23 protein-coding genes are annotated in these 26,713 nt (G+C 45.5%); 5 read left to right on the top strand and 18 right to left on the bottom strand.

The features are described 5' to 3' along the window. Window positions 1-227: 227 nt before the first annotated feature. The 14 genes from CWO08_RS16525 to pilM all read right to left on the bottom strand — a co-directional run bounded on the left by CWO08_RS16525 (window position 228) and on the right by pilM (window position 15,614). Window positions 228-806, bottom strand: a complete 579-nt coding sequence (locus CWO08_RS16525) for an aminodeoxychorismate/anthranilate synthase component II (RefSeq protein ID WP_048605375.1) — start codon at window positions 804-806, stop codon at window positions 228-230. Between the two features lie 200 nt (window positions 807-1,006). Beyond that, window positions 1,007-3,601 (bottom strand): ExeM/NucH family extracellular endonuclease, encoded by a 2,595-nt coding sequence (locus CWO08_RS16520; RefSeq protein ID WP_102433298.1) that lies wholly within the window; start codon window positions 3,599-3,601, stop codon window positions 1,007-1,009. A 385-nt stretch (window positions 3,602-3,986) separates the two neighbouring features. After that, on the bottom strand, window positions 3,987-5,003 hold the full coding sequence (gene trpS / locus CWO08_RS16515) for a tryptophan--tRNA ligase (protein ID WP_016796005.1): 1,017 nt from the start codon (window positions 5,001-5,003) through the stop codon (window positions 3,987-3,989). 151 nt (window positions 5,004-5,154) lie between these two features. Next, the gene (locus CWO08_RS16510; RefSeq protein WP_108020790.1) at window positions 5,155-5,841 is read right to left on the bottom strand and encodes a phosphoglycolate phosphatase; all 687 of its coding nucleotides are present in this window, start codon (window positions 5,839-5,841) and stop codon (window positions 5,155-5,157) included. Between the two features lie 102 nt (window positions 5,842-5,943). Further along, complete coding sequence (gene rpe, locus CWO08_RS16505) at window positions 5,944-6,618, bottom strand: ribulose-phosphate 3-epimerase (protein WP_017068835.1); 675 nt, start codon at window positions 6,616-6,618, stop codon at window positions 5,944-5,946. A gap of 204 nt (window positions 6,619-6,822) precedes the next feature. Further along, entirely contained in the window at window positions 6,823-7,668 is an 846-nt protein-coding gene (locus CWO08_RS16500; protein WP_048659159.1) for a Dam family site-specific DNA-(adenine-N6)-methyltransferase, read from the bottom strand. Window positions 7,669-7,737: 69 nt separating this feature from the next. Beyond that, the gene (locus tag CWO08_RS16495; protein ID WP_055319910.1) at window positions 7,738-9,255 is read right to left on the bottom strand and encodes an SPOR domain-containing protein; all 1,518 of its coding nucleotides are present in this window, start codon (window positions 9,253-9,255) and stop codon (window positions 7,738-7,740) included. Between the two features lie 79 nt (window positions 9,256-9,334). Beyond that, a complete protein-coding gene (aroB, locus tag CWO08_RS16490) occupies window positions 9,335-10,423 on the bottom strand; it encodes a 3-dehydroquinate synthase (RefSeq protein ID WP_108020789.1) in 1,089 nt (362 codons plus the stop codon). A gap of 24 nt (window positions 10,424-10,447) precedes the next feature. Continuing rightward, window positions 10,448-10,966 (bottom strand): shikimate kinase AroK, encoded by a 519-nt coding sequence (aroK, locus tag CWO08_RS16485; RefSeq protein WP_017061125.1) that lies wholly within the window; start codon window positions 10,964-10,966, stop codon window positions 10,448-10,450. 176 nt (window positions 10,967-11,142) lie between these two features. Further along, window positions 11,143-12,837: a type IV pilus secretin PilQ gene (locus tag CWO08_RS16480; protein WP_102433300.1), complete on the bottom strand. Its 1,695-nt coding sequence runs from the start codon at window positions 12,835-12,837 to the stop codon at window positions 11,143-11,145. Window positions 12,838-12,896: 59 nt separating this feature from the next. After that, complete coding sequence (locus CWO08_RS16475) at window positions 12,897-13,415, bottom strand: pilus assembly protein PilP (protein ID WP_048659163.1); 519 nt, start codon at window positions 13,413-13,415, stop codon at window positions 12,897-12,899. After that, window positions 13,402-14,013 (bottom strand): type 4a pilus biogenesis protein PilO, encoded by a 612-nt coding sequence (locus CWO08_RS16470; protein ID WP_048659164.1) that lies wholly within the window; start codon window positions 14,011-14,013, stop codon window positions 13,402-13,404. Before CWO08_RS16470 ends, CWO08_RS16475 begins: the two co-directional genes overlap by 14 nt. Next, window positions 14,006-14,605 carry a PilN domain-containing protein gene (locus tag CWO08_RS16465; RefSeq protein ID WP_102433302.1) on the bottom strand — a complete coding sequence of 200 codons (600 nt, stop codon included), beginning with the start codon at window positions 14,603-14,605 and terminating at the stop codon, window positions 14,006-14,008. The genes CWO08_RS16470 and CWO08_RS16465 overlap by 8 nt, the downstream gene beginning before the upstream one ends. Continuing rightward, window positions 14,589-15,614 (bottom strand): type IV pilus assembly protein PilM, encoded by a 1,026-nt coding sequence (gene pilM / locus CWO08_RS16460; protein ID WP_102433303.1) that lies wholly within the window; start codon window positions 15,612-15,614, stop codon window positions 14,589-14,591. Before pilM ends, CWO08_RS16465 begins: the two co-directional genes overlap by 17 nt. A 151-nt stretch (window positions 15,615-15,765) precedes the next feature. On the opposite strand from pilM, the gene CWO08_RS16455 reads away from it, so the two are divergent. Beyond that, window positions 15,766-18,327 carry a penicillin-binding protein 1A gene (locus CWO08_RS16455; RefSeq protein WP_170960798.1) on the top strand — a complete coding sequence of 854 codons (2,562 nt, stop codon included), beginning with the start codon at window positions 15,766-15,768 and terminating at the stop codon, window positions 18,325-18,327. Window positions 18,328-18,438: 111 nt separating this feature from the next. On the opposite strand, the gene oxyR is transcribed toward CWO08_RS16455, so the two are convergent. Next, complete coding sequence (gene oxyR / locus CWO08_RS16450; RefSeq protein WP_102433305.1) at window positions 18,439-19,332, bottom strand: DNA-binding transcriptional regulator OxyR; 894 nt, start codon at window positions 19,330-19,332, stop codon at window positions 18,439-18,441. On the opposite strand from oxyR, the gene CWO08_RS24255 reads away from it, so the two are divergent. From CWO08_RS24255 to CWO08_RS16435, 3 genes are all read left to right on the top strand, one after another. Beyond that, window positions 19,331-19,510 (top strand): hypothetical protein, encoded by a 180-nt coding sequence (locus CWO08_RS24255; protein WP_108020788.1) that lies wholly within the window; start codon window positions 19,331-19,333, stop codon window positions 19,508-19,510. The two genes, oxyR and CWO08_RS24255, sit on opposite strands and share 2 nt — an antisense overlap. A 44-nt stretch (window positions 19,511-19,554) precedes the next feature. Further along, window positions 19,555-20,283: a glutathione peroxidase gene (locus CWO08_RS16440; RefSeq protein WP_108020787.1), complete on the top strand. Its 729-nt coding sequence runs from the start codon at window positions 19,555-19,557 to the stop codon at window positions 20,281-20,283. 289 nt (window positions 20,284-20,572) lie between these two features. Further along, window positions 20,573-22,039, top strand: a complete 1,467-nt coding sequence (locus tag CWO08_RS16435) for a dihydrolipoyl dehydrogenase (RefSeq protein ID WP_108020786.1) — start codon at window positions 20,573-20,575, stop codon at window positions 22,037-22,039. 240 nt (window positions 22,040-22,279) lie between these two features. Here the strand turns inward: CWO08_RS16435 and CWO08_RS16430 are convergent, their stop codons facing one another. Beyond that, complete coding sequence (locus CWO08_RS16430) at window positions 22,280-22,627, bottom strand: RidA family protein (RefSeq protein WP_004729674.1); 348 nt, start codon at window positions 22,625-22,627, stop codon at window positions 22,280-22,282. A gap of 87 nt (window positions 22,628-22,714) precedes the next feature. On the opposite strand from CWO08_RS16430, the gene CWO08_RS16425 reads away from it, so the two are divergent. Then, window positions 22,715-22,963 (top strand): DUF3624 domain-containing protein, encoded by a 249-nt coding sequence (locus tag CWO08_RS16425; protein WP_080967687.1) that lies wholly within the window; start codon window positions 22,715-22,717, stop codon window positions 22,961-22,963. Window positions 22,964-23,217: 254 nt separating this feature from the next. On the opposite strand, the gene argH is transcribed toward CWO08_RS16425, so the two are convergent. Continuing rightward, the gene (argH, locus tag CWO08_RS16420; RefSeq protein WP_017061136.1) at window positions 23,218-25,092 is read right to left on the bottom strand and encodes an argininosuccinate lyase; all 1,875 of its coding nucleotides are present in this window, start codon (window positions 25,090-25,092) and stop codon (window positions 23,218-23,220) included. Window positions 25,093-25,439: 347 nt separating this feature from the next. After that, window positions 25,440-26,651 (bottom strand): argininosuccinate synthase, encoded by a 1,212-nt coding sequence (locus CWO08_RS16415; protein WP_017632086.1) that lies wholly within the window; start codon window positions 26,649-26,651, stop codon window positions 25,440-25,442. Between the last annotated feature and the right edge of the window lie 62 nt (window positions 26,652-26,713).

Here is a 26,713-nt window from a genome sequence, read left to right as displayed (position 1 = left end):
AGTAATAGCAAAGCCTTACTGGCATTGCGGTATATAGGGTTCGAGACGAAATAAGGCGAATAATTTTGCATAGGCTAAAAACTTAGCCTGAAGAGAGAGAAATGTTATAAAAAGTGATCGGCGTCAGAGGAGTAAGAGACGCGTAGCGCCCGAATTTAAACGCTTAACGAATGGGCTAACAGGTTCAACTGGCTTATTTAGACGGAGAAAGAGTCAAATTTAAACACTCAACGCGCTAAGAAGTTAGCGAGAAGCTGGTGTCCTTGCTCTGTTTTAATCGACTCTGGGTGAAATTGTACAGCATCAATCGGCAAGGTTTTATGTTGATAACCCATGATTTCATCCATGCTGCCATCTTCAAATTCCGTCCAAGATGTCAGTTCAAAGCAGTCAGGTAGCGTGCCATTTTTCACCACTAGAGAATGGTAACGTGTCACGGTTAGAGGGTTATTGAGCCCTTGAAAAACACTCTTGCCATTGTGGCGTATCGGAGAGGTTTTACCGTGCATCACTTGTCTGGCTCTCACCACTTCACCACCAAACACTTGGGCAATGGCTTGATGACCAAGACACACTCCTAAGAGCGGCAGTTTACCAACGAAGTGTTCGATGACTTGTAGAGAAATGCCCGCATCATCCGGTGTACAAGGACCCGGCGAGATAACAAGGTGACTAGGATTTAGCGCTTCGATGCCCGCAATATCAATCTCATCGTTGCGAACAACTTTTACAGTTACCCCTAACTCACAGAAATACTGATACAAGTTATAGGTAAAGGAGTCGTAGTTATCGATGATAAGTAACATGGGTCGAAATCGTTTGCTAAATACTAAAGGATTGGGAGATATAGGGGCGGTATTGTGCAATACCCATAGCGAAAGGCAAGTGGAAACTGCATTTCGCCAATAATTAAGGCCAACCTAAGTTGACCTTAATTGTTTACAGATAGCCTTAAGTTATCTGAATTGGCTTGCTTGTATGGCTTGCCAATCTACTTACGATTTAGCTACTTGCGACGACGCCACATTGCTAGACCAAACAATGACATCAATGCACCCAAGCCGAATGAACCGCCGACTCTTAGCTCAAGAACCGCAGGATCATGATCCGATGAACGGAAGTGATCTTGGTACTTAGGCAGATCGCCTTTGTACTCTTCGTTGTAGTCAAACAACGTCGATTCGCCACCGTTAATGTGCCAGTCAGTTGCATCCACAACCATGTCTTTCAGGCTGTCGCTAATCAACAGGTGATCCAGTGCGCCCACTTCGTCATTGTATGAGTAGCTCCAGCTGTCTGGGTGCTTTTGAGCCACAGCATTAATGTAACCGTAGTTCTTAGTAATCACCGCGCCGTTATCACCAAACTGTTCAACACCATCAATGTAAGTGTTACGAGCCGCTTTGATTTGCTTACCGTATTTCTCTTCAGAGTAATCCGTTAGCACCAGCATTGGATCTTCCATGCCGTACGAGTTCATATCACCCAGGATCACTTTGTGACCTTTGATACCATCGAGCGCTTCACCCAGTGCCACCGCCGCAGCTACGCGGAAGTTCTCACATGAGCCTTGCTTGTCGGCATCAACACCACCTTGACCACCCTGTTCAACCGGTGCTGCATCTTCCCAACACTTAGAGCCTTTAGATTTAAAGTGGTTAATCGCTACGGTCAGTTTCTCTTTGGTACCTTTGACCTTGAAGGTTGGCGCTAATGAGTCACGCTGGTAGTTCTTACCGTCCTCAATCACCTTACCTGAATCGTCTAACACCTCTGGTGCTTGTTGGCTTGGCATCGCGATAACGCGGCTGTCTTTTAGCTTAACTACCTTCTTACGGTAAATAACACCCGTTGTGATTACGTCAGTACCAATCGAGTCCATCTCGTCGGTTACGCCATCTTCATTTGAATCAACAGCGACAAACGTATAACGGTCTTTCTTACGCTCAATGCGATCATTCAGCTGGTTAACAAGCTGTTGAATCGCTGAACCTTCACCAAAGCCGTTGTTCTCAATTTCCATCAAACCAATGATGTCAGCGTCTAGACGAAGAATCGCGTTCACAATCTTCTCTTGCTGCATTTCAAACTCAGTGATGGTGTTCGCGCCACGGTTGTTGCCGTGCTGGTTCGCGTCACCGCCAAATGGAGAGTTGAAGTAGTTCAATACATTGAAGGTCGCAATACGCAGGTCACCTTCATCCATGTCTGGTTTGTCAGTACGTGGGTCGTTACGAACGAAGTTTTCAGCCGAGATCTGGTTAGTCGCAATTAAACGGTATTCACCGTAGCTGTAAGTCAACACACCTTCTAGGCCGACAATGGTGTCATCGATACGGATGTAGTCTTCGGTCGAACCATCTTGGTCGATGTCGGTACGGCCAAAATCTGGGTAGAAAGGAACTTGTCCGTCACCCGCTTTTTGATCCGTTTCAACGAAAAGGCGACGATCAGCGTTGTCTTCTGTTTGTTGTTTCGCTTCATCAGAACCGGCAGCAAAAAGCTGGTTCGGCTGCATGTTGATACGCTCATGGGCTAATACCATGTTGTTACGACGACCTGCGTAGTCATAACCGAAGGTACGCGTCACTCGCATATCAAGCGCTTCGGTTGTTTTCAGCAACATGCCTTCGTAGCGTTCAAGCGTTGCAGCGAAGTTCTCATCACTGTCTAGCGCTTCAATCGCCGTCGCTTCAGGGGATTGCTGTTCGCCCTGCTTTAGCCATTGGTTGTTTTCAACTTTAAGCTGAGTGTGGCTGTAGTATTCTTGAACCTTACCTTTCACACACACCACATCACCCGCAACTAAATCTGAGCTTGACTGGTTAGTGTGAATAAATAGACCTTCAGAGGTACTTGAATTGAAGTCATCCTCAATCGCTTGCAGATAGAAGCCTTTGGTTAGGCCAGTAGTCACTGCGCTAACTACACCTTTTACGAAGTATTCATCGTCGGTGATGTACGGGTAGCCATCGATGAACGGTGATGTTGCACCCTCGCCTTGGATCTCTTGAATGGTGGTAAATACCGGGTCTGAGCCATCTTCTGTACAAGTAAAGGCTTCTGGCAGCTCAACACTGTCTAGTGAACCTAGCCCTTCAATACTGTCTTTTGGTAGCGATACCCATTGTGAAGCATCAAACGTCGCAGAAGGTGTTTGTGTCGCACGAACCAAAGTAACATCTTTGCCCCAGTCCACATCGCCCATCAAACCAACAACATCATGCACCGAACCATCTGCATTCAAGATAGCTAGCGGGTCGTCACCATTATGATTAGCCAATGAAGCATTTAGAATGTCAGCGACCGCCTTAATCTCATCACTAGCACTGGTATGAGCAACAACAAGCACCTCACCGGGCGCTAAAACGTGGCCATCTAAAGGTAAAGTGGCGCCCCATGATCCGTTGCCATTGGCAGACTTCGCCAGTGAGTAACCATCTAAGTTAATGCTGCTATCGCCGTTATTGGCGATCTCAACCGCTTTGTTGTAGCTGCCGCCTTCCACATATTGTGAAATAAACAAATCAGCGTGTGCGCTTGTGGTTAACAAGCTACCAATTGCCACTGCTAGCAATGAAGGTTTGTGTAAAAGAGCCATCCGTTTCACCTGAGTTCATTGATTTATAGTCACTGCCATCTATGGGCAGTCATGTATTTTGTGGTAACTATCAGGTTTATTTATGAAAGGAATAAGTCAGTTGGCAAGAAAATGAGGAACTTATCACTTTGGAATCATCAATTGTTTGGCACGTTATATATTTCCAACATATATAGAAATGAGTATGAATTTATAAAGTTCAGAAGTGCTAAATAAGATCATCTGCACAGCATTAATATGATGGATATGCTAGTCAGATACTGCGTAAATTATCAATTCAAACAAGGGGTTTTCGAGGAAGGTAAATGGAATGGGCATTAAAAAGCCCAAAGTAAACAAAAGCTACTTTGGGCTCAAATTTTCAAGCGAGTCGTGTTAGTTCACCCTATGGGCGAGTAACAAAACCTACTGCTTCGTATGCTTTTTTCAGTGTTACTGCAGCACGCTCAGACGCTTTTTCAGCACCCGCTTTCATTACTGCGTCCATGTAAGCACGATCAGCACGGATACGGTGGTATTCAGCTTGAATCGGCTCAAGCATCTCAACTAATGCTGCGCCTACATCTTTCTTGAATGGACCGTACATCTCAACACCTTGGTATTGCGCTTCGATCTCTTCAAACGTTTTACCTGTCGCTGCTGAGTAAAGACCCATTAGGTTAGAGATACCCGCTTTGTTTTCCCAATCGTGAGCAATACGTGGCGGTGTTTCTGCATCAGTTTGCGCTTTGTTGATCTTCTTGATGATCGACTTAGGCTCTTCTAACAGAGTAATCACGTTCTTACGGTTATCATCCGACTTAGACATCTTCTTAGTCGCATCTTGCAGGCTCATTACACGTGCATTCACTGTTGGAATGTAAGGTTCTGGCACTTGGAAGATTGGCGTTTCAGGACCGTAGATGTTGTTGAAACGAGTTGCGATATCACGCGCTAGCTCTAGGTGTTGTTTCTGGTCACTACCTACTGGCACTTGGTGAGCACCGTAAAGCAGGATGTCTGCAGCCATCAACACTGGGTAGTCGTATAGGCCTACGTTTACGTCGTTTGAGTGACGTGCAGACTTATCTTTAAACTGAGTCATACGGCTCAGTTCACCCATTTGCGTGTAACAGTTAAGAAGCCAACCAAGTTGAGCATGCTCTGGTACGTGTGACTGAACAAATAGCGTGCTCTTCTTTGGATCAACACCGACAGCAAGACAGATTGCGAGTGCGTCTAGAGTCGCTTCATGCAGTGCTTTCGGGTCTTGGCGAACCGTAATTGCGTGAAGGTCTACAACACAGTATTGGCAATCGTAATCATCTTGCATCTGTTGCCATTGACGTAGAGCACCCAAGTAGTTACCGATACTTAGTTCACCAGATGGTTGAACACCACTCAATACGATGGGCTTGCTCATGGTTTTAATTCCTTTGCTTATTCGCTAAGTTTATTGAACGCTTAGCTTCTTAACTTAAATATAGAAAAGCCGCACAGCTCTTTCTGCGCGGCTCATCCAGTGTACTCATTGATAAGTATTTTGCTAGTGGGTTAGCTAACTTTTGTCCGCTTTATGCTGAAACTAGAACGACATCTAGTAATTGAGCAACGTTATCCGCGACATAGTCAGGGTTTGACGCTGAAATTGGCTCACCGTGATTGTAGCCATAAGTCAGGCCAAATGAGTGACAGCCTGCATTCTTAGCCGCTTTGATGTCGTTGCTTGAATCACCAACCATCAGCATCTCTTCCGCTTTCACGTTGTGCTTTTCTAGCAACCAGTTCAGCGCTACTGGGTTCGGTTTTTTCTCTGGGAAAGAGTCGCCGCCCAAAACATCAACAAAGTACTTATCGATACCGTGTTGCGCCAGAACGTCGGGTACAAACTTCGATGGTTTGTTGGTCACAAGCGCCATAGTGAAACCCGCATTATGCAGCTCTGCCAGCGTCTCTTTTACTGATGGGTAAAGGTGGCTCAGCTTGTGGCCGCCCTGCTCGTAGAAATTATCAAACAAGATGCGTGCTTTCTTCAGCAGCTCAGGATCTAGGCTTGTATCAACAGTTAGGTTACGGCTGAGTGAACGCCCGATAAGCACGTCAGCACCATTGCCAACATAGTCGCGAACTTGTTCTTCACTCACTGAAGGGAAACCCAGCTCCTGACAAGCTTGGTCAGCGGCGACAGCTAAATCAGGCACGCTGTCTAACAAGGTTCCATCCAAATCAAAGGCGATCAGTTTTATTGAGCTTAATGACATCTTACTTTCCTATTAATTATATTCGTCTTATGTGTTGAGCGATAAGACGTAAAAAAGGGGCCAATGAGCCCCTTAATATTCAATCTATCTGTAGTTTTACGATTATGCGTTTACTTTTGCAAGCTCTGCACGCATCTCATCAATCACTTCTTTGTAATCCGGTTGGTTGAAGATAGCAGAACCCGCAACGAACATATCTGCACCCGCTTCTGCGATTTCACGGATGTTATCCACCTTCACACCGCCATCAATCTCAAGGCGAATGTCGCGGCCTGACTCATCAATCAGCTTACGAACAGCACGTAGTTTATCTAGCGTGTGAGGAATGAAAGATTGACCGCCGAAGCCAGGGTTCACAGACATTAGTAGAATCATGTCTACTTTGTCCATGATGTAATCTAGGCAAGAAAGCGGTGTTGCAGGGTTAAGAACCACACCCGCTTTACAGCCGTGCTCTTTGATGAGCTGTAGAGTGCGATCGATGTGCTCTGAAGCTTCAACGTGGAAGGTAATCATTGATGCGCCCGCTTTTGCAAACTCAGGAACAATACTGTCCACAGGCTTAACCATAAGGTGAACATCGATAGGAGCAGTAATACCGTAGTCGCGCAGCGCTTTACAAATAGGCGCGCCAAAAGTCAGGTTAGGTACGTAGTGGTTGTCCATCACATCGAAGTGCACAACATCAGCACCAGCTGCGAGTACTTTTTCTACGTCTTCACCAAGACGAGCAAAATCTGCAGACAAAATCGATGGAGCGATTAGAAAATCTTTCATACCAAACCTCTTAAGAGTGAGTAAATTACGAATGTCACCGTCTTAGTGATATCTCATACACAAATACAAGACTCAAGCCCAAGACTATTTGGTGTGCAATTCTACCTAAGCACCTAAGCAGATCCTAGCAGTTCGAAAGATTAGTTTAAGAAAGTATCCGTTGGTCACTCAATTTAATGAGTTTAGCGGCTGTTCTGACCAGAACTATTCCGCTGATGTGTGTTGCTGGTTTTTCTCTTTATGGAAAAGCGCCAGCAGCTCATCAACTTTATTGCGCCCAGCGCCATTACGGCTGATGGTGCGTTTCACCTTGACCACGTTTAACTCAGCACCATGATATAAGCGACGCGTTAGTGTCGTATCGTGGTTTGAAATCAAAACAGGAATACCACGCTCCATTGCTGCTTTTTCAGCAACATCCGCCAATGCAGCTTGGTCATCTAAGCTAAAGCCATTACCTGCGTATGAGGTAAAGTTAGCCGTGTTCGACAACGGTGCGTATGGAGGATCGCAGTAAACCACACAGCCTTTGCGCGCGCGGCTAAAGGTTTCATGGTATCCCTCACAGACGAAGGTGGCCTTTTTCGCTTTCTCGGCAAAAAACTCCAGCTCGGCTTCTGGGAAGTAAGGTTTTTTGTAAGAACCAAATGGGACGTTAAAACCGCCCTTCTTGTTGTAACGACATAGGCCATTAAAGCCAAATCGATTCATATACAAGAAAGCCAACGAACGATACATGACGTTATCTGTACCATTGAACTCAGCGCGAATATCTAAGAAGGCTTCTTTGCGGTTGTTCTCAGGACAGAACCAGCGCTTCGCTTCCGTGATATAAGTTTCAGGATCGGTTTTAAGTAGGTTGTACAGGTTGATAAGATCGGGGTTGATATCTGCAAGCAGGTACTGTTCAAAGTCAGTATTCAGAAATACTGAGCCGGCACCGACAAACGGTTCTACCAATTTACGAGCAGGTGGCAGGTGACGTTGGATGTCTTCAACTAGGCCATATTTACCACCAGCCCATTTTAGAAAGGCACGCTGCTTTTTCATTTACTGCTCTATCTATCAACTCAAAAATAAGGCTGCGGAATGTAACATATTTTGAGGCTAAGCTCAGGGTTATTTCGCACGTTCTATCTCTCGATGCACTTGATTCATCGATTTTGCCCAAGGTTCCAACTGTTGAAGGGGTTTTGATAACGCACTTACCGCGTCTCGCGCCACTTGAATCGTTGGGTAATCTTGATAAGTGATGATAAACCACTTGGTGTCGTTACGAAGTGTTGGGTAAATACGAACCTTGTTCTCAAGGTCATATTCTTCAATGAAGGATTGCACATCCTCCAATGAGGTCATCGCACTCAACTGCAAGGTATACGCGCGCGGCGAGATAGCTTGTAACTCTTCACGAGCAAATGAGAAGGTAATCTTTTTAGTCGGCGGTGTTGAATCAGTTAGATCTGATTCTTCATCAACTGTTGGTTGTGGTTCGGCTTGTGCTGCATCAGGTTGCGCGCTAGCCGCTGCCTCTGTATTTTCCTCAACAGCCGCATCAATCGCGCTGGTATCGGCACTTTCAGGCTTATCATCAAGCAGAGCATCAACCACGTCAGAGGTGATCACAACGCGTTGCTGATCTTGTTCCACTTCCCCAACACTCGCGGTATCTTCAACGACAGTTGGCGGCAAAGATGAGCTATCGTCGTCAGCGCCTTGGTAACTCATGTCAGCTTCGGTTTCAGAATCTACCATTCCGTCGATACCAGCTTGCTCGGTACCACTTTCCACTTCAAAAGTTGGGATAGCTGTCTGTTCAATCGGTGCGATAAGCGACTGCGCTTTATCGTCTGGTGTTGGCTGACTGAACATCCACCAATAGCCGCCACCAATTAAAACCAACAACAAGGCCACCACAATCGCGATATTGATCGGTGAGCCAATAATTGAGCGAATAATAATCCTTTTTTCCACTTTCAATTCTCCTAAAGCCATTAACTCACCGGGCAGAGGTTGCGCTTTACTAAACGCACGTCGCACGCGAGTTTCAGACTCATCATCAACATATCGAATCACCAGTGATTCAAAGAAATGTTCAGCTTCTGGTTGCGAAAGGTCATCGATCTCGAGATCGATAGGCTTGTGTTGTTGACCGTAACTCAAACGCGTTAATAACGTATCTAAGTGGCCAGGTTCCGAGAAGAGAACGATATTGATCGTCCATTGAGGGTTTGATTGAGCTTCTAGTACCAACATCCATAATTCGGATACCAATAGCTCAGAAAGTCGTTGGGCATCATCAACGACGATAACCACATTACACGGCTCTCCATCCAGTAACCTAGTCAGGCTATCTGATAAAGAATCATGTTGATTAAACAGGGGATCAGAAACAATTTGGCTAAGAATAAGCGCGCGGCGTTGTTGATCGTCTTGGCTTGGATGACAAAGCAGTAAACACTGATTTTTTTCAGTCGACCACGCTTCCAGATAACGCTGAGCTAACCAAGAACGGCCCGAGCCAGTTTTACCAGCAACCGTGACTAGGTTTGAACCAAAGTTAGTCAAAAGCTGTAAGCGCTCTAGCAGCTCAACTTGAGATTCTAACTCTAATACTCTTAATTCATGAGCCAAACTCATTGGGGATCCCTACTGATAAGATCGATCAGTAAAACGCTTCAGTTGCCTAGAGTTTAGCTAGGCAACCTCACAACCAAATTTAAAGAGTACGGCAGAAATCGATCGCTTGTTTAATGATGTCTTGAGGCACATCAGCAACCACTTCAGCAGTACCAATACTTGTTGGTAATACCAAACGCAACTGACCAGACAGCACTTTTTTATCGCGCATCATGTGCTTCATAAAGTCTTCAAAAGACATGCTTTCTGGCGTATGGATTGGTAATTTCGCATTCTTGAGTATAGAAATAATTCGCTCAAGTTGCTGCTGAGAGATCAGCCCCTGTAATTGAGCAGTTTTCGCTGCCATTACAGTGCCTGACGACACAGCTTCACCATGTAGCCAATTACCATAGCCTAGTTCTGCTTCAATCGCATGACCAAATGTATGACCTAGGTTCAATAACGCTCTGATTCCTGACTCTTTTTCATCTAAAGCCACCACTTCAGCCTTAATTGCACAACAACGAGCAATCGCGGTGATCAGTGCCTCTTCATCAAGTTGATAAAGTTTCTCTAGATTCTGCTCCAACCAATCAAAGAAGGCTTCATCGTAAATGATGCCGTATTTGATCACCTCAGCAATGCCAGCTGCAAACTCACGCTCTGGAAGCGTTGATAAACAGTTAGTATCGATGATCACAGATTTCGGTTGGTAAAAAGCGCCGATCATATTCTTACCAAGAGGATGGTTTACTGCGGTTTTACCACCAACAGAAGAGTCCACTTGAGAAAGAAGGGTCGTCGGGATTTGAATGAAATCTATACCGCGCTGGTAACAAGAGGCAGCAAAACCGACCAAGTCACCGATTACACCACCACCTAAAGCAATCACCACCACATCGCGGCTGTAATTTCCTTCAAGCATGTAGCTCATCACTGAATTGAACGTTTCAAGGGTTTTGTACTGTTCACCGTCTGGCAGCTCGAGAAAAGATGTCTGACAGCCTACTTGATCCAATAGCGATAAAATTTTATCTGCATAAAGAGGCGCTACTGTCACATTACTGATAACAACAACTTTCTGTTTGCCTGATAAAAAAGAAAGGTACGCCGGGTCTTCAAATAACCCGGCGCCAATAGAGATAGGGTAGCTACGCTCAGCTAGATTGACCGTAATCCGTTCCATGGGTTTGCTCTCCGAAAAATGAACTTAACGTTCTTCTAGCATTTTTACGATCTGGTTGGCTACCACTTTTGCACTTTGGTCGTCAGTACGAACTGTGTAGTCCGCCACTTCTTCGTATAGTGCGTTGCGAGATACAGCTAGATCTTCTAGCACATCACGCGGGTTGTCTGTTTGAAGTAGAGGGCGTTTCTTGTCGCGGTTAGTGCGAGCAAGTTGCTTTTCAATTGTTGTCTCTAGGTATACAACAATGCCTCGTGCAGATAGACGGTTACGGTTTTCTTTGCTCAACACTGAACCACCACCTGTCGCAAGAACAATACCTTGTTCTTCTGTCAGATCATTGATTACAGATTCTTCGCGCTTACGGAAACCTTCTTCGCCCTCAACATCAAAAACCCATGCGATGTCTGCGCCAGTGCGCTCTTCAATCACAGTGTCAGAGTCTAGAAACTCCATATGAAGTTGGGAAGCTAGGTGTCTACCAATTGTACTTTTGCCGGCGCCCATTGGGCCAACAAGAAAAATATTGCGTTTCTCAGCCATGTTTTTAGCAGTAATTTACAACGTTAATTCAATGACATCGCCACAAGGTAGGTCAGTACAAGTACTGAAATTAAAAGGCCCGTGGCACCGATTCCTCACAGATAATTCGTGATAAGACCCGAAATTATCAAGGTTAGGTGCCACTAATGCAACTTTATTTTTAATCTAATTGTTCATTACTGAATCACAACTTTGGGTGTGACAAAAATAAGTAGTTCACTTTTACCCACATTTTCATAGCTGCGACGGAACAATGCACCCAAAACTGGCAGGTCTCCCAACAGAGGAACTTTATCCACAGTGCTGCTTACGCTGTGTTGAAATATCCCGCCAAGAACGACAGTTTCACCATTATTAACAAGCACTTGCGTACCTATTCTTTGCGTGTCAATTGCTACCGCTTCCCCTGTTCCGGTCTTGACCACTTGCCCAGGTCTATCTTGAGTCACGCTCAAATCCAATACCAAACGATTGTCGGGTGTGATCTGCGGCGTCACCTTGAGGCTCAATACCGCTTTCTTAAATGCGACCGACGTTGCACCACTTGAAGAAGACTCTAAGTAAGGGATTTCAGTACCTTGCTCAATATAAGCGGGCTTTTTATTGGTGGTGATTAAGCGTGGGCTAGAAATAATCTCAGCTTTCGACTCTTGTTGAAGTGCCGACAGTTCAAGGTCGAGCAAAGTATCCGACCCAAGCTTGGCGACTTGAAAAGCAATGCTCGATGCATTCGGCGATGTCGCCCCCAAGTTAACGTTGAGGTAGTCATCAATCGCACTGTTGCCACCATCATCGTCATACGGTGTGATTTGTGATGGATGATTACCTTCTATTGAACCACCAACGGTGAAGCTTCCGTTGGTTGATGAAACGCCCCAGCGCACGCCAAGCTCATCAAGATTACCCTCAGTGACGGTCACGATACGCGCCTCTATCTGCACCTGTTTCACGGGAATATCTAAGGATTCAATGATGCCTCGTATCACGGTAATGTTCTCCTCCAACTCACGAATCAATAAAGAGTTAGTGCGCTCATCAATGGTAATCGAACCGCGATCAGACAACATGCTGACCGCACCTTCACCGCCAATCATGTCGGCAATATCGGTGGCCTTAGCAAAGTTAATCTTGATGATTTCCGACTTAAGCTCCCCAAGCTCCTCTTCTAAACGCGATTTTTCTAACGCTTGTTGCTCTCGAAGATCGAGCTCCGCTTTAGGTGCCACCAAGATAACATTACCATCAACTCGCTTATCCAAGCCTTTAACTTGCAAGATAATGTCGAGAACTTGCTGCCAAGGTACGCCATCTAAACGTAAAGTGAGGTTTCCGGCGACCGAATCAGATACGACTAAGTTAAAATCGTTATAGTCAGCAATCAGCTGCAGGACATTTCGTACTGGGATGTCTTGGAAGTTAATCGATATCAGCTTGCCCTCTTTCTCTAGAACGCTTTTTTCTTTGGTCACTTGATCGATAACTGGTTTGCTGATCACCACCTCAATAAAACGTCCCTTTAGATTGTATTCATACTGATAGTCATTGCTAATCGTCGCTAGAAGCCGAGTGCTTGGTGTCTCTTTATAGACTTCAATACCTTCAACCAAGGTAGCGAAGTCTTTTACATCTAGTAGGTAAAGCTTGTCATCATCAACCTGAGTATTGATCAACTCGATACTTAACCCTTCCTGAGCACGTTGAACATCCACCACAGCGGTGCTGGTCGCTAGCTCAATGATAATGACGGCGTCTTTATCCTTATTAACCCTAAAATCAATATTCTCTAATTTATTTGGTAGGCTCTCTGCGTAACTAAATACGCTAAAAACCAACATCACAGACACCATCAAGCCTTTCAGCCCTTTGTTCATTGACTCACTTATTCCTTTAATCATATTTACATCTCATATCCACATCATGTGACATTGGTTTACTTCAGAGCCAGCCTAACGTTGCGCTTATGCCAACAACCTAAGCCATCTGGAAGAGTTTCATTAATCTGAACGTACTGGCTGGTCACCTTAGTAACTCGGCCATTGTTTAGGCCGATAAACTGGCCTTTCTTGACGTTTACCACGTTGCCTTTCGGTGTTTGCACTAGCCCAAACACACTTGAACCACTGCCCATTACACCTCTTAAACGAAGCTTGCTCAGCGGGTACTTCTCTAACTTTCCGTTACGAGAGCGAGCGCTAGGTTGCCAACAGTCTTTCTTAACCAAAGGCTGGTTTTGCACAATGGCTTCTTTAGGAAGTTCAAAGGGAGGACGAAAGGCTCGGCGCTGATAAGTCGCCGCCGTGAATTCAGTTGCTGGGACAAGTTGCTCGACATCTTTTCTCGCCTTAGTTTCAACCTGTGCCACGAAGTCTGGGAGTGAATCCTGATTTGCTTTGCAGCCTGACAGTGCAAGCAGCAACACGATTGAGTAAAGCGCGCTATTGGGTTTCATCATTGACCTCCGATTTAAACTGGTAGGTATAAGCTCGAACCCTAAAGTGCAGAGTGCTACTTTCTTGGCTAACTCGCTGCCAGTTCACATCATCAAAGCTAATGATGCGCGGCAGCTTAGCGATGGCAGCCGAAAAGTCACCAATCTCATGGTAGTCACCCGTCAGCTCGATATTGAGCGGTAAACGATAGAGAAACTCCTTGTTCTGTTTTTGTCCCCAATCGATTCGAGTAAAGGTCAGCGAATTATCCAAGCCGAGTTCATTCACAGACGCCAACATACTGGCTAGCTCTTTTTGAACAGGCAGCTGCTCTAACAGGTAATCGTAGCGACTGGTTAGTTCATCCAGCTGACTCTGCAATTTAGGCAAGGCTGCAACCTTATTGGCCTTAATTCGCAAGGTCGTCTTTAAGGTTTGTTCTTGTTGCTTCATCTGTTGCAGTTCATCGTCGAGTGGCAACACATAAAGCCAAGTGCCTACACCTTGGATTAACACTATCAACACCAGAATCACGAGAAGCTGAGGCAGCAATGGCCACTCGGTGATCTCATCAACATCGAGATCTTGCAAGCTCATTCTATTTTGAAGGTTAGCCATGATGCGTCTCCTTCTCTTTTCTGCTCGCGGTTGTGTTTTCTAAAGAGACAGGGCTAAACACAAAAGAGACCTTGAAGGTCTGAAATTCTTTATTGAAGCGTTTGCGGTTATGAACGATAGAGTGCATCTCGACCCCTTCCAGGGAATCTGAGCGCTCTAAGTTGTCCAACATAGTCGCAAGACGAGCGGTACTGTCACTGATGCCCGACATCTCAATCTCCTGACCATTCATCTTTATCTTGTCGACATACACGCCCTCAGGAATCAGCTCTGGCATCAGGTTCATGAAGTCGGTGGTTTTATTGCGGCCAAGCTGCAAAGACTCCACCACATCAAGTCGAGTGAGAATGGCTTTGTGCTCTTGTTCGGCGACTTTTAATGACTGAATTTGTCGGTCGAGCTCAGCGATGTATTGATTAAGATAATTGAGGCGCGCTTGCTGCCTGGCTTGTTGGTCATAAAAGTAGTTACCGACCGCCCATTGCCCACCAAGCGCAATGATGACGCCAAGAATAACCAAATGAACAAAACGCTTCTTATGCTGAGCACGAATCTCATCACGCCACGGCAGCAAGTTAATTTGATGCAACATGCTTTTCTCCCTGCCACTTGAGTCCGCTCATCGCCATACCCGCGGCAATACCAAAGTGTTGCCAGTCCATTGGCAGTCGACGTCTCTTGGCGACCTTGTTCTCAAACAGAGACAAAGGATTCAATGACTCACAGCTCAGCTGAAAATGGCGCTCTAACTCTTCGGTTACCATAGGAATACTCGCACCCTCACCCATCAGCCAGATCCCAGAGATAGGTTGCTGCGCATTTCCCGATGAATAGAGCTGTAATTGGCGCTTGAGCTTCTCAATCAAATGAACAATGAATTGATGGGTATCTTCAGCCGTGCCGAACACACCTTCTATATCACTTGGGTTATCCGAGCTGCGAAGATCTTGAGTACCAAAAGCGATGTCTTTATAGAAAGGCGCTGAATTCTGCGGGATAACTCCTAACGACGTTTGGTCGATTCCAACATCCACCAGCAACCAGTTATTCTTATCGGGATACAAGCGCGAAGCCAATTGCCAGATGTTTAGCAGCCCATGGGCCTGTGTATCTACCACCACAGGTTTAAAACCAGCCTTAGTTAATGTATCCGCTCGGCTATCGACGACTTCCTTACGAGTGGCGTACACCTGATAACTGCTTGTCGAACCTTTACCAAATCGTTTGTCTTCCAGCTTTACAAAATCTAAACTCAGCTCCTCGATAGGAAAGGGAGATTGATGGGCGAAGGTTTGATAGATAGAAAACTCTTTTTCTCTGTCTTCTAACTCACTCTCTATTTGTAGTACTTTGCTGATCACCGTGTTATCAGGTACCGAAATGGCGACGTTGCGACAGCCAAAAGGCAGTCCTTTCCTAAGTTCTTTAAGTTTCTTAACAGTTTTCTGATACTCCAAAGTATGGTTAGCTGTAAAAATGTCGTCCGAAATCGGCAGCTCTTTGTATCCCACTAGGGCATACAACTCCCCCACGGGTTTTAGTACCACGGCTTTGATGCTGTGATGATTTATATCTATACCTGTAATTAATGATGAACCCATGTGACCTAGCTCCTGAAGTGCCAAGCATTTCGTTGATTATCTAGGGGTTGTGATTATTAGTTAAATAAGCGTTAATAAACGAAAGCTAAGTTTTTAGCCTAGAGTACAAGGGTTTGCTGCTTATCAGCCTTAACTAATCAGGGATTATCCGGTGAAGTTCATAAAGCGATTATTCATATTTACATTGATTTGCATGATTCTTGGAGTCAGTACAATTTTCGGGTTTTATTATTACGTAAAACCAGAGTTGCCTGATGTCGCCACTTTGCGCGACGTAGAACTCCAAACGCCGATGCAAGTCTTCAGTCAAGACGGTAAGTTGATCTCTCAATTTGGCGAAAAGCGTCGTAATCCGGTGACTTATGACGAGATTCCTCGCCACTTAGTTGAGGCTCTGATTGCCACCGAAGATAGCCGTTTCTATGAGCACCCTGGTATTGACCCAATCGGTATCACACGTGCAGCACTCGTGGTTGCAATGTCGGGTTCAGCAAAACAAGGGGCGAGTACCATTACTCAGCAGCTTGCGCGTAACTTCTTCTTATCTAATGAGAAAAAGATTATGCGTAAGATCAAAGAGATCTTCATTGCGATCCACATTGAGCAACTGCTTAGTAAAGAAGAGATCATGGAGCTTTACGTAAACAAGATCTTCCTTGGTCACCGTTCGTATGGTTTTGGCGCTGCAGCACGTGTTTACTTCGGTAAGGATCTTCCTGATCTAACACTGAGTGAAATTGCGACACTTGCGGGTATGCCCAAAGCACCTTCGACAATGAATCCTATTTACTCTGTTGAGCGCGCGACTAACCGTCGTAACGTCGTATTGCGTCGTATGTTAGACGAGCAATACATCACTCAAGCAGAGTTCGATGACGCTCGTAGCGAAGAACTTATCTCGAAATACCACGGTGCAGAGATCGAACTGAGCGCGCCGTATGTTGCAGAAGTTGCACGTGCTTGGATGGTGGAACGCTACGGTGAAGAAGCTTATACATCAGGCATGAAGGTCTACACGACTGTTGATTCGAAACTGCAAAAAGCAGCGAACCAAGCCGCAATTAAGAACCTACTTGGCTACGATGAGCGTCATGGCTACCGTGGCGCTGAAAAAGTATTGTGGCAGACTGCGCAATCAGCGTGGGATCAAGAACAAATCGTTAAACACCTTAAGTCTCAACCAACCTATGGTGACCTAGTCCCTGCTGTTGTTACCGCAGTTAATTCGAAAAGTGCGCAAATTTGGGTTAAGAACCAAGGTAAAGGCACTATCGAATGGCAAGGTATGAACTGGGCACGCAAATTCCTAACGGATAACCGCCAAGGACCAGCGCCTTCTCAAGCAAAAGAGATTCTAGCTGTTGGTGAACAAATCTGGGTTCGCCATGAAGCCGTTACAGGCGATGAAGTCTCTGAAGAGCCGACAGAAGAGTCAGCGACTGCAGAATCAGAAACACCAGTTGTATGGCGACTTAGCCAAGTACCTAATGCGAACACCGCATTTGTTGCAATGAATCCGAACAACGGCGCTGTGTTGTCGATGGTGGGTGGCTTTAACTTCGTACACAACAAGTTCAACCGTGCAACGCAATCTATTCGTCAGGTGGGTTCTGGTATCAAACCATTTATCTACTCAGCAGCGATTGAGAAAGGCTTAACGCTAGCCTCACTGATCAATGATGCCCCGATTAACCAATGGGATAAGAGCCAAGGCACAGCATGGCGACCAAAGAACTCGCCACCGACTTATGTGGGTCCAACTCGTCTACGTATTGGCTTAGCTCAGTCTAAAAACGTAATGGCGGTACGTGTACTACGCGAAGTAGGCCTGGATGATACTCGTAACTACCTTACTCGATTTGGTTTTGATATTGACGAAGTACCGCGCTCTGAAACTATTGCGCTAGGTGCTGGTAGCTTAACGCCAATGAAAGTAGCGCAAGGTTACTCGGTATTCGCTAACGGTGGTTACTACGTTGAACCTTTCTACATCAGCCGCGTTGAGACTCCATTTGGCGAGACTGAGTTTGAAGCGACACCAAAAGTCGTCTGTAAAGAAGATTGCAAACAGACCATCACAGCCGATCCAATGGCGGATGAGTTTGCAGAGCAAGACGTGGATGCGAAAGTTCAATACGCACCTCAAGTTATCTCTGAGCAGAACGCATTCCTAGTTCGTGAAATGATGTACAGCAACATCTGGGGCGGCGGTGATTGGAGTGCGGGTACAGGTTGGAACGGTACAGGTTGGCGTGCACAACCACTGAAACGTCGTGATATTGGCGGCAAAACCGGTACGACTAACGACTCGAAAGATACTTGGTACAGCGGCTACGGCCCTGGCATGGTTGCAACGGTATGGGTTGGTTTTGATAACCACAACCGCAACCTAGGCAGAACCAAAGCGAACTCAAACCTTGGTAAGAACCAAATTACGGGTGCAGAAGCTGGCGCGAAAACAGCAGAACCTGCATGGGTTGATTTCATGGGTACTGCGTTAGCGGGTGTTCCTGCTGAACGTAAAGAGATTCCGGAGAACATCGTTCGTGTTCGTATCGACCGTGAAACTGGCTTATTGACTAATAAGTTCGATAGCTCATCAATGTTCGAGTACTTCGAAAAAGGCACTGAGCCAACCGAGTACATCACAGAACGTTTCAATGACGACATCTACTCAACCTCATCAGGTGAAGCAGTAGAAGAACTGTTCTAGCTAGGGTTTGTTGAACCTAGTAAGTTGAACCAACAAAAAGGGTTGATATGAATTCATATCAACCCTTTTTTTATATCTATACCTTACCAGCTTGGGCTCTGAGATCGAGTGTTAAGCTGTTTTCTCCAGTTGAGTTCGGATAGTCTCAGCCAATTGCTCGAAACGTCCCTTCAATGGAGAACCCGGACGGTAAGCCACGACAATTCTACGTGAAGGCGTTGGATTCACCGCAGGTACGTAACACACACCGTCTTTCTGCTTCTCTTTCGGCACAGATAGCTGAGGAAGCAAGGTAATACCCGCCCCCGCCGCAACCATGTTACGCAGCGTTTCTAAGCTAGTCGCCTTAAAGCGCTCATCATCTTTGGCGCCCGCCGCAAAACAGAAGCCCAAGGCTTGGTCTCTTAAACAGTGACCGTCACCTAGCGCCAGTACGGTCTGTCCATTTAGCTGCAGCATATCGATAGTGTCTTGCTGAGCCCACTCGTGGTCACATGGAACGGCAACACTTAAGGGCTCGTCATACACATCAATCTCTTTGAACACCGCGGTTTCATCAACTGCAGCCAGTACCAAGCAATCAAGCTTGCCATCTTCAAGTTGACTCACTAGCTGATGGGTCTGAGCTTCATGCAAGTAAAGCTCAAGATCTGGGAAGCTCTCTTTAAGATGAGGAACAATCTTAGGCAAGATGTAAGGACCCACGGTTGGAATAAAACCAATGTGCATTGGCCCCGTCATCGCTTCACCGTGGCCACTCGCCATATCTTTAAAAGTTTTCACTTCATTGAGAATACGCTTGGCTTGTTCAACAAGTTGTAACCCTGATTCTGTAAATATCACCTTCCTTGGACTACGCTCGGTTAACTGAAGTCCGATTTCATCTTCTAGTTTGCGTATTTGACCGCTTAGTGTTGGCTGACTGACAAAGCACGCTTCTGCCGCTTTTCGGAAGTGTTTATGCTCTGCGAGCGCTACCAAGTATTCAAAGTCACGAATGTTCATGATCAGTCTCTTACCTCAGGTTTTAATAAGAACAAGGGTTCTAACAAAAACATTTAAAAGAAAAATGCCATTGATAGAATTTACCTATCAAAACCATAACACCAAACGATTAGAGCTATCAAAGGATTTATCTAATAATGGGCTCAACGAAACGAAACAGAGCGAAGAAAAACGTTAAGCTCTGATAGAACAAAATTAAAAATACTATTTAAGGAAATCAATATGTTTGCATCTAAAGAAGGTCAATCAATCCCTCAAGTAACATTCCCAACTCGCCAAGGTGATGCATGGGTTAACGTAACGACTGAAAAGCTATTCAAAGACAAAACAGTTATCGTATTCAGCCTACCAGGTGCGTTTACGCCAACATGTTCTTCAAGCCACCTACCTCGTTACAACGAGCTACACTCTGTATTCAAAGAAAACGGTGTTGATGACATTCTGTGTGTTTCAGTAAACGACACATTCGTAATGAACGCTTGGAAAGCAGACCAAGAAGCAGAAAACATCACATTCATCCCAGATGGTAACGGTGATTTCACAGACGGCATGGGTATGCTAGTTGAGAAAAACGACATCGGTTTCGGCAAACGTTCATGGCGCTACAGCATGCTGGTTAAAAACGGCGTGGTAGAAAAAATGTTCATCGAAGAAGACGTACCAGGCGACCCGTTCAAGGTTTCTGATGCAGATACTATGCTTAACTACCTTGCTCCTGAGCACAAAGAGCAAGAGTCAATCACAGTATTCACTAAGCCAGGCTGTCCTTTCTGTATGAAAGCAAAACAGAACCTAATCGACAAAGGTCTGAACTACGAAGAAGTGGTTCTAGGTAAAGATGCAACAACAGTAAGCCTACGTGCAATCTCTGGTCGCACTACCGTTCCTCAAGTATTCATCGGTGGCAAACACATCGGTGGTAGCGAAGAACTAGAAGCTTTCCTAGGTTAATCACTTAGTCGCAAGTAAACGCTTAGTAAATAAATAGCAGTAATACCAGCTAACCCACCCTCTTGTGGGTTAGCCATTCCAAACGCTCTTATCTGAGTTTTGGAAAAAAGAATATAGCTGGTGACTCGCCTGTCTTTTACTAACCTATAGTTAGTAACAAAAAGCAGAACCACAAGCTAAACCTAATAAAACAGAATCACAAAACTGACCCACTATCCTGACTCTCAAAAAATCACCAGAGTTGGAGGGGTTCGTTCAAACCAAATTTAGCCATTGCGAGAAAATTATTATGAAACAAGTCAATGTAGATGTAGCAGTTATCGGGGGCGGTACGGCAGGTTTAGGTTCTTACCGCGCTACAAAAGCACACACTGACAGTGTCGTGATGATTGAAGGCGGCCCTTACGGTACAACCTGTGCTCGTGTTGGTTGTATGCCATCTAAACTGCTTATTGCAGCAGCGGAAAGCGTACACCAAATCGAGAAAGCACCAGCTTTTGGCGTTCACCCACAAGGTGATATCGTGATTAACGGCCGTGAAGTGATGGACCGAGTGAAGTTTGAACGTGACCGTTTTGTTGGTTTTGTTTTAGAAGGTGTTGATGAAATCCCAGAGCAAGACAAGATCTCTGGCTACGCAAAGTTTTTAGACGACAGCACACTACAAATTGATGACCACACGGTTGTCACCGCTAAACGTATTGTTATCGCAACTGGCTCTCGCCCTGCATACCCTGCCGTTTGGAATGAGCTTGGTGACCGTCTGATCATTAACGATGACGTGTTCAGCTGGGATGATTTACCAGAATCGGTTGCAGTATTTGGCCCTGGTGTTATTGGTCTTGAGCTTGGCCAGTCACTACACCGCTTAGGTGTGAAGACCAAACTGTTCGGTTTAGGTGGTCAAGTTGGCCCAGTAACCGACCCAGAGATCATGGCTTACGCAGATAAAGCCTTCAATGAAGAGTTCTACCTAGATGCCGACGTGAAAATCGAAAGCATGAAGCGTATTACCACTGAATCGGGTGAGGCTCGCGTCGAAATCCAGTTCATCAATAAGCAAGGTGAACTAGAAACTAACGTCGTTGAGTACGTACTGGCAGCAACGGGGCGTCGTCCCAACACCGACAAACTTGGCCTAGAGAATACCTCTCTAGAACTTGATGAGCGTGGTGTTCCAATCGCTGACCACTACACGCTACAAACATCATTGCCATCAGTATTCATTGCAGGTGATGCAAGCAACCAACTACCTCTGCTACATGAAGCAGCAGACCAAGCCCGCATTGCAGGTGACAACGCTGGTCGCTTCCCTGAGATTCGTGCAGGTCTACGCCGCTCTAAAATCTCAGCGGTATTCTCTGACCCGCAAATCGCGATGGTTGGTGAATCCTACAAAGAGATCACCACCCGCTTAGGCACATGTGGTTGTTTCGCAACCGGTGAAGTGTCGTTCGAGAACCAAGGTCGTTCACGAGTGATGCTACGCAACAAAGGTATTATGCACGTTTACGGCGAGCAAGGTACAGGCCGCTTCCTTGGTGCTGAGATGATGGGACCAAACGCAGAACACTTAGCTCACTTGTTAGCATGGGCACACCAGAACAAGATGACGGTTTCTGAAATGCTAGACATGCCGTTCTATCACCCAGTAATTGAAGAGGGTGTACGAACAGCGCTGCGTGACCTCAACGCGAAACTGCACTTAGGCCCAGAGATGGTGAAACACTGTCTAGATTGTGGACCTGGTTGTTAATCTCGGTTGATTGAGACAGAACACATAAATTAGATACTAAAAAGGAAAGCCATTGGCTTTCCTTTTTGTTTTTCGGCAACGAACAAATAACAGATTCCCGACTACGCTCCTTCGTCGCTTTCGGGAATGACGTTGATTTATTTAAGCCACTAAACCAAAACTTAAACCGTCATTCCAGAACCGAGGGACGAGGTATCTGGAATCTCTTAAAACCGTTACTTATCGCTAAATGCGAGAGAATTACTTCTCAGCTGCAATCACAGAGATCTCAACTAGCAGTGCTTCGCGAGCCATGTCGCCAGTCACACATGCGCGAGCTGGAGCGTGACCTTCTGGAACCCATGCATCCCATACTGCGTTCATTTCTTGGAAGTCTTTCATGTCTTTCAAGTAAATCGTTGCTGACAGCATGTGCTCTTTGTCGCTGCCTGCTTGCTCAAGTAGCGCTTCTACTTTATCTAGCATGGTCTGTGTTTGTTCAGTGATGTCTTTAGTTGCATCAGCACAAACTTGGCCACATAGGTAGATAGTACCGTTGTGTTTAACAATACGGCTCATACGTTGCTTGGTTTCTTGGCGCTCAATCATCGATCTTCTCTCTCTATGTCACCGTGATCCAATATCTTGTGACGTGGTATTATCAGGGCAACAAGCATAACGCGAATCAAGCCCAAGATGACATGTATTCATTGCAATAAAAATGAAAAAATCTTCAACAAACTCGGTCGCTGCCAACGTTGTATGAACCAACTCATGGTGCTGTCGCTCTTGAGTTGGGGAACATGGTGGTTACTTTTCAGGGAAGACCCGAAAACCATCAATGCCATCGCCTTGATGATGGCCGCTTTCGCGTTCAGTGGCTTGTTATCGCTGCATTGGATAATGAAGTTAGTGGTGCTGCCTTTAAGGAACAAAAAGCGTTAGCTGAGGAGTTTGCTGGATAGGCAATAATGGTTAGATGATAGGTTCAATACATCAATCGTGCACCGTAATTATCGAGCTATTATCATTTACCAAACGGCGGATAGAAAAAAGCCCCAGAACCAATCGATTCTAGGGCTTTCTTAGAAAATTCTAAGAAAAAGCAGTGGTACTTTAATAGACCGGGCTTTTCTTAGTTTGTTCCCAAAAAAGATCAGATTTTTGATCTTTTTTTTAGGAGCTATAAAATCAATGTCTTATGCAACATTAACCTTAGCGATAATCTGCTCTACCAAGTTCACTTCCAACGCCACTTCATCACACGCATGTTGACGAGGACACTGGTCACAATCTTTCAGTACCTTCTCAGGCAGTAGAGATTTCGATGTCGGTAAGAAATCATGCTTCATGAAGAACTCTGGTGTACGAGTCAGCACAAACACCTTCTTGATGGCCATTTGTCGCGCTTTCTCAACCAAGTGCTGCACAATCGCAGTACCCTGCCCTTGACCTTGCCAGCCAGCCTCAACACCGAGTGAGCGAATTTCTGCTAAGCCAGAGTCATACACATAGAGTGATGCACAACCTGTCACCTCTCCATGATGTTCCGCGACCGCAAACGAGCCAATATCACGCACCAGTTCATTACGAGAACGAGGTAGATTTTCACCCATGTTCGCCCAGTAAGCGACCATGCCTTCTAACGCTTCAATATCAGTCAGACGAGCAGGACGAACCTTAACGATGGAAGTGTCACGCTGTGATAAACGTTTCTCAGCTTGGTCAACCGCGTAAGCCACTTGCTGTGGAGATACACCACCTAGCGCGCTACGTTTTTCAAGACACGATTCAATGGTCAGGATGTCATATACATCCTCTTCAATCACCTCAGAGAACTCTTTCATCTCTGCGATGGTTAATTCTTCTAATGCACAGCCTTTAGCAATCGCCGCTACTACTGTTACACCGACAATATGGTGAGCTTCACGGAAAGGAATCCCTTTCGCTACTAGGTAATCAGCCAGTTCAGTTGAGTTCGCGTAGCCTTGTTTCGCCGCTTCAAGTGTACGTTCGCCGTTCACTTTAATGCCGTCAAAACAGAGCGCTGCCATTTCCATACAATCATTCCAAGTATCTAAAGCGTCGAACAGACCTTCTTTATCTTCTTGCATGTCTTTGTTGTACGCCAAAGGCAGAGCTTTTACTGTCATCATCATTGCAGCTAGTGAACCGTAAACACGGCCAGTTTTGCCACGGATAAGTTCTAACGCATCCGGGTTTTTCTTTTGTGGCATCAGAGATGAACCTGAAGTCACGGTATCTGCTAACTCGATGAAGTTTGATTCACCTGAGTTGTAGAAAATCATATCTTCTGCAAGACGCGAAAGGTGAAGCATAGAGATAGAAGCGATCGACATCAGCTCCATCACATGGTCACGGTCAGAGACTGAATCTAGAGAGTTGCGCGTTGCACGACGGAAACCTAAGTTGTGAGCTAACTCTTCACGGTCCATCGGGTAAGCAGTTCCGGCAAGGGCACCAGAACCCAGCGGACATGTATCTAGACGCTTAATCGCATCATTCAAACGAGAATAATCACGCTCAAGCATTTCAACGTAAGCCAAGCACCAGTGAGCAAAAGTTACCGGCTGAGCACGTTGTAAGTGAGTGTAGCCAGGAAGCACAGTTTCTTGATGCTGAGAAGCAACGTTGACCATTTGGCTCTGTAGGCGATCCAATGCCAATAGCAGTTGGTTACCTTGCTGACGACACCACAGTTTCAGGTCGGTCGCCACTTGGTCATTACGAGAACGGCCTGTGTGAAGCTTTTTGCCCAAATCACCGACTTTGCCGATAAGTTGTTGCTCAACCCAGCTGTGAATATCTTCTGCATCAGAACGTAGAATCTGTTCAGGATCTTCCATCACCTCAAGTTTTAGCTCATTCAGCGCTAACTCAAGCTTCTGCTGCTCTTCTTCTGTTAATACGTTGACCGACAGTAGAGCTTTAGACCAGGCAATTGAGCCCACAATGTCTTGCTCAGCCAATCGGTAATCAAAACGAAGAGAATCGTTAAAATCTTTGAACCGGGTGTCTGCTGCTTGGGTAAATCTACCGCCCCATAATGCCATTGTGTATCTCCTAATTGCACAGTGCTCACTGTTTTTGCAAATGATAATTCTGATTAAGATTCAGTATTTTTCTGATGGTTTAAACTTACGGCAATTCAAAATGAAAATAAAGTATTAATTCATTATTTTAACATATTTATTCACCAGAAGTTCAATCCATCGATTATTTTCAGCGTGGAGCGCGAATTATATGCCATTCGATAGTAAAAACCGAAGCTGATTTATTCGGCGAATAGAAACTAAAAAGCCCACTCACTAATCAATAGTGAATGGGCTTTGCATAATAATGTCTGTTTACTGACCTTTAAGCTTTCATCAAAGGCTAGCTCACTAACTCATTGTTAGCATTACTTTTGGCTATTCAGAGCACGAATACGACTTGATAGCGAGTAAAGACGGATGAAGCCTTCAGCGTGGCTTTGGTCGTAAACTTCATCTTCACCAAAGGTTGCAAACTCTTCTGAGTACAGGCTGTTGTCAGAACGCTTCTGAGTCACCGTTGCATGGCCTTTGTAAAGTTTGATAACCACTTCGCCATTCACGTCTTGTGCTAGTTCTTCTGTCGCTGCAAGGATTGACTTACATAGCGGAGTGAACCAACGACCATCGTATACAAGGTGAGATGCTTTAACACCTAGCTCTTCACGGAATTCGAATGCCGCTTTATCAAGAACCAGCTGCTCTACTGCACGCAGTGCTTCCATCATGATTGTGCCACCCGGAGTTTCATAACAACCACGAGACTTCATGCCAACAAGACGGTTTTCTACGATATCGATACGACCAACACCGTGCTTAGCGCCCTTCTCATTTAGGTAAACCAGTGCGTTGTATGGCGTCATTGTTTCACCATCAACCGCTACCACTTCGCCTTTTTCAACTTTAAGCGTCACTGTTTCAGATTCGTTTGGTGCCTGCTCTGGGTCTACAGTCCAAGCCCAGCAATCTTCGTTCGGTGCGTTCCATGTATCTTCTAGAACGCCACCTTCTGTTGAGATGTGCCATGCGTTTGCATCACGCGAGTAAATCTTAGTCAAAGAAGCAGTACAAGGAATGTTACGCTCTGCTAGGTAATCTAGACACTCTTCACGGCTCACTAGATCCCACTCACGCCATGGTGCAATTACGTGTAGGTCTGGTGCTAGTGCTGCGAATGCACCTTCAAAACGAACTTGGTCATTACCTTTACCAGTACAACCGTGACACAGTGCGTCTGCTCCTACTTTACGAGCAACTTCAACCTGCGCTTTCGCAATGATTGGACGAGCCATAGAAGTACCTAGTAGGTATTTGCCTTCGTAGTAAGCGCCCGTTTTTAGCGTTGGGTAGATGTAATCTGCCACCATCTCTTCTTTAAGGTCAGCGATGTAACACTCAGAAGCACCCGAAGCTTTCGCTTTCTCTTCGATACCAATCAACTCTTCGTCGCCTTGACCAACATCCGCAACAAACGCAACCACTTCACAGTCATAGTTCTCTTTCAACCATGGAATGATTACTGATGTGTCTAGACCGCCAGAGTAGGCTACTACAACTTTCTTTACGTTAACTTTGCTCATTTTCTTTCTCCTAGTTTCCATACTGCACATGGCGGTCAGCGTTGGAAATGACTTCATAATTA

Source organism: Vibrio sp. 10N.286.48.B8, assembly GCF_003050085.1.
Taxonomy (GTDB): domain Bacteria; phylum Pseudomonadota; class Gammaproteobacteria; order Enterobacterales; family Vibrionaceae; genus Vibrio; species Vibrio crassostreae.
This window is presented reverse-complemented; position numbering and strand designations above follow the sequence as displayed.

What these genes read in the sequence shown, in the direction of transcription:
- CWO08_RS16525 (WP_048605375.1), bottom strand. Translation starts at nt 806, where the DNA reads ATGTTACTTATCATCGATAACTACGACTCCTTTACCTATAACTTGTAT.
- CWO08_RS16520 (WP_102433298.1), bottom strand. Translation starts at nt 3,601, where the DNA reads ATGGCTCTTTTACACAAACCTTCATTGCTAGCAGTGGCAATTGGTAGC.
- trpS (WP_016796005.1), bottom strand. Translation starts at nt 5,003, where the DNA reads ATGAGCAAGCCCATCGTATTGAGTGGTGTTCAACCATCTGGTGAACTA.
- CWO08_RS16510 (WP_108020790.1), bottom strand. Translation starts at nt 5,841, where the DNA reads ATGTCATTAAGCTCAATAAAACTGATCGCCTTTGATTTGGATGGAACC.
- rpe (WP_017068835.1), bottom strand. Translation starts at nt 6,618, where the DNA reads ATGAAAGATTTTCTAATCGCTCCATCGATTTTGTCTGCAGATTTTGCT.
- CWO08_RS16500 (WP_048659159.1), bottom strand. Translation starts at nt 7,668, where the DNA reads ATGAAAAAGCAGCGTGCCTTTCTAAAATGGGCTGGTGGTAAATATGGC.
- CWO08_RS16495 (WP_055319910.1), bottom strand. Translation starts at nt 9,255, where the DNA reads ATGAGTTTGGCTCATGAATTAAGAGTATTAGAGTTAGAATCTCAAGTT.
- aroB (WP_108020789.1), bottom strand. Translation starts at nt 10,423, where the DNA reads ATGGAACGGATTACGGTCAATCTAGCTGAGCGTAGCTACCCTATCTCT.
- aroK (WP_017061125.1), bottom strand. Translation starts at nt 10,966, where the DNA reads ATGGCTGAGAAACGCAATATTTTTCTTGTTGGCCCAATGGGCGCCGGC.
- CWO08_RS16480 (WP_102433300.1), bottom strand. Translation starts at nt 12,837, where the DNA reads ATGAACAAAGGGCTGAAAGGCTTGATGGTGTCTGTGATGTTGGTTTTT.
- CWO08_RS16475 (WP_048659163.1), bottom strand. Translation starts at nt 13,415, where the DNA reads ATGAAACCCAATAGCGCGCTTTACTCAATCGTGTTGCTGCTTGCACTG.
- CWO08_RS16470 (WP_048659164.1), bottom strand. Translation starts at nt 14,013, where the DNA reads ATGGCTAACCTTCAAAATAGAATGAGCTTGCAAGATCTCGATGTTGAT.
- CWO08_RS16465 (WP_102433302.1), bottom strand. Translation starts at nt 14,605, where the DNA reads ATGTTGCATCAAATTAACTTGCTGCCGTGGCGTGATGAGATTCGTGCT.
- pilM (WP_102433303.1), bottom strand. Translation starts at nt 15,614, where the DNA reads ATGGGTTCATCATTAATTACAGGTATAGATATAAATCATCACAGCATC.
- CWO08_RS24255 (WP_108020788.1), top strand. Translation starts at nt 19,331, where the DNA reads ATGATCAGTCTCTTACCTCAGGTTTTAATAAGAACAAGGGTTCTAACA.
- oxyR (WP_102433305.1), bottom strand. Translation starts at nt 19,332, where the DNA reads ATGAACATTCGTGACTTTGAATACTTGGTAGCGCTCGCAGAGCATAAA.
- CWO08_RS16440 (WP_108020787.1), top strand. Translation starts at nt 19,555, where the DNA reads ATGTTTGCATCTAAAGAAGGTCAATCAATCCCTCAAGTAACATTCCCA.
- CWO08_RS16435 (WP_108020786.1), top strand. Translation starts at nt 20,573, where the DNA reads ATGAAACAAGTCAATGTAGATGTAGCAGTTATCGGGGGCGGTACGGCA.
- CWO08_RS16430 (WP_004729674.1), bottom strand. Translation starts at nt 22,627, where the DNA reads ATGATTGAGCGCCAAGAAACCAAGCAACGTATGAGCCGTATTGTTAAA.
- CWO08_RS16425 (WP_080967687.1), top strand. Translation starts at nt 22,715, where the DNA reads ATGACATGTATTCATTGCAATAAAAATGAAAAAATCTTCAACAAACTC.
- argH (WP_017061136.1), bottom strand. Translation starts at nt 25,092, where the DNA reads ATGGCATTATGGGGCGGTAGATTTACCCAAGCAGCAGACACCCGGTTC.
- CWO08_RS16415 (WP_017632086.1), bottom strand. Translation starts at nt 26,651, where the DNA reads ATGAGCAAAGTTAACGTAAAGAAAGTTGTAGTAGCCTACTCTGGCGGT.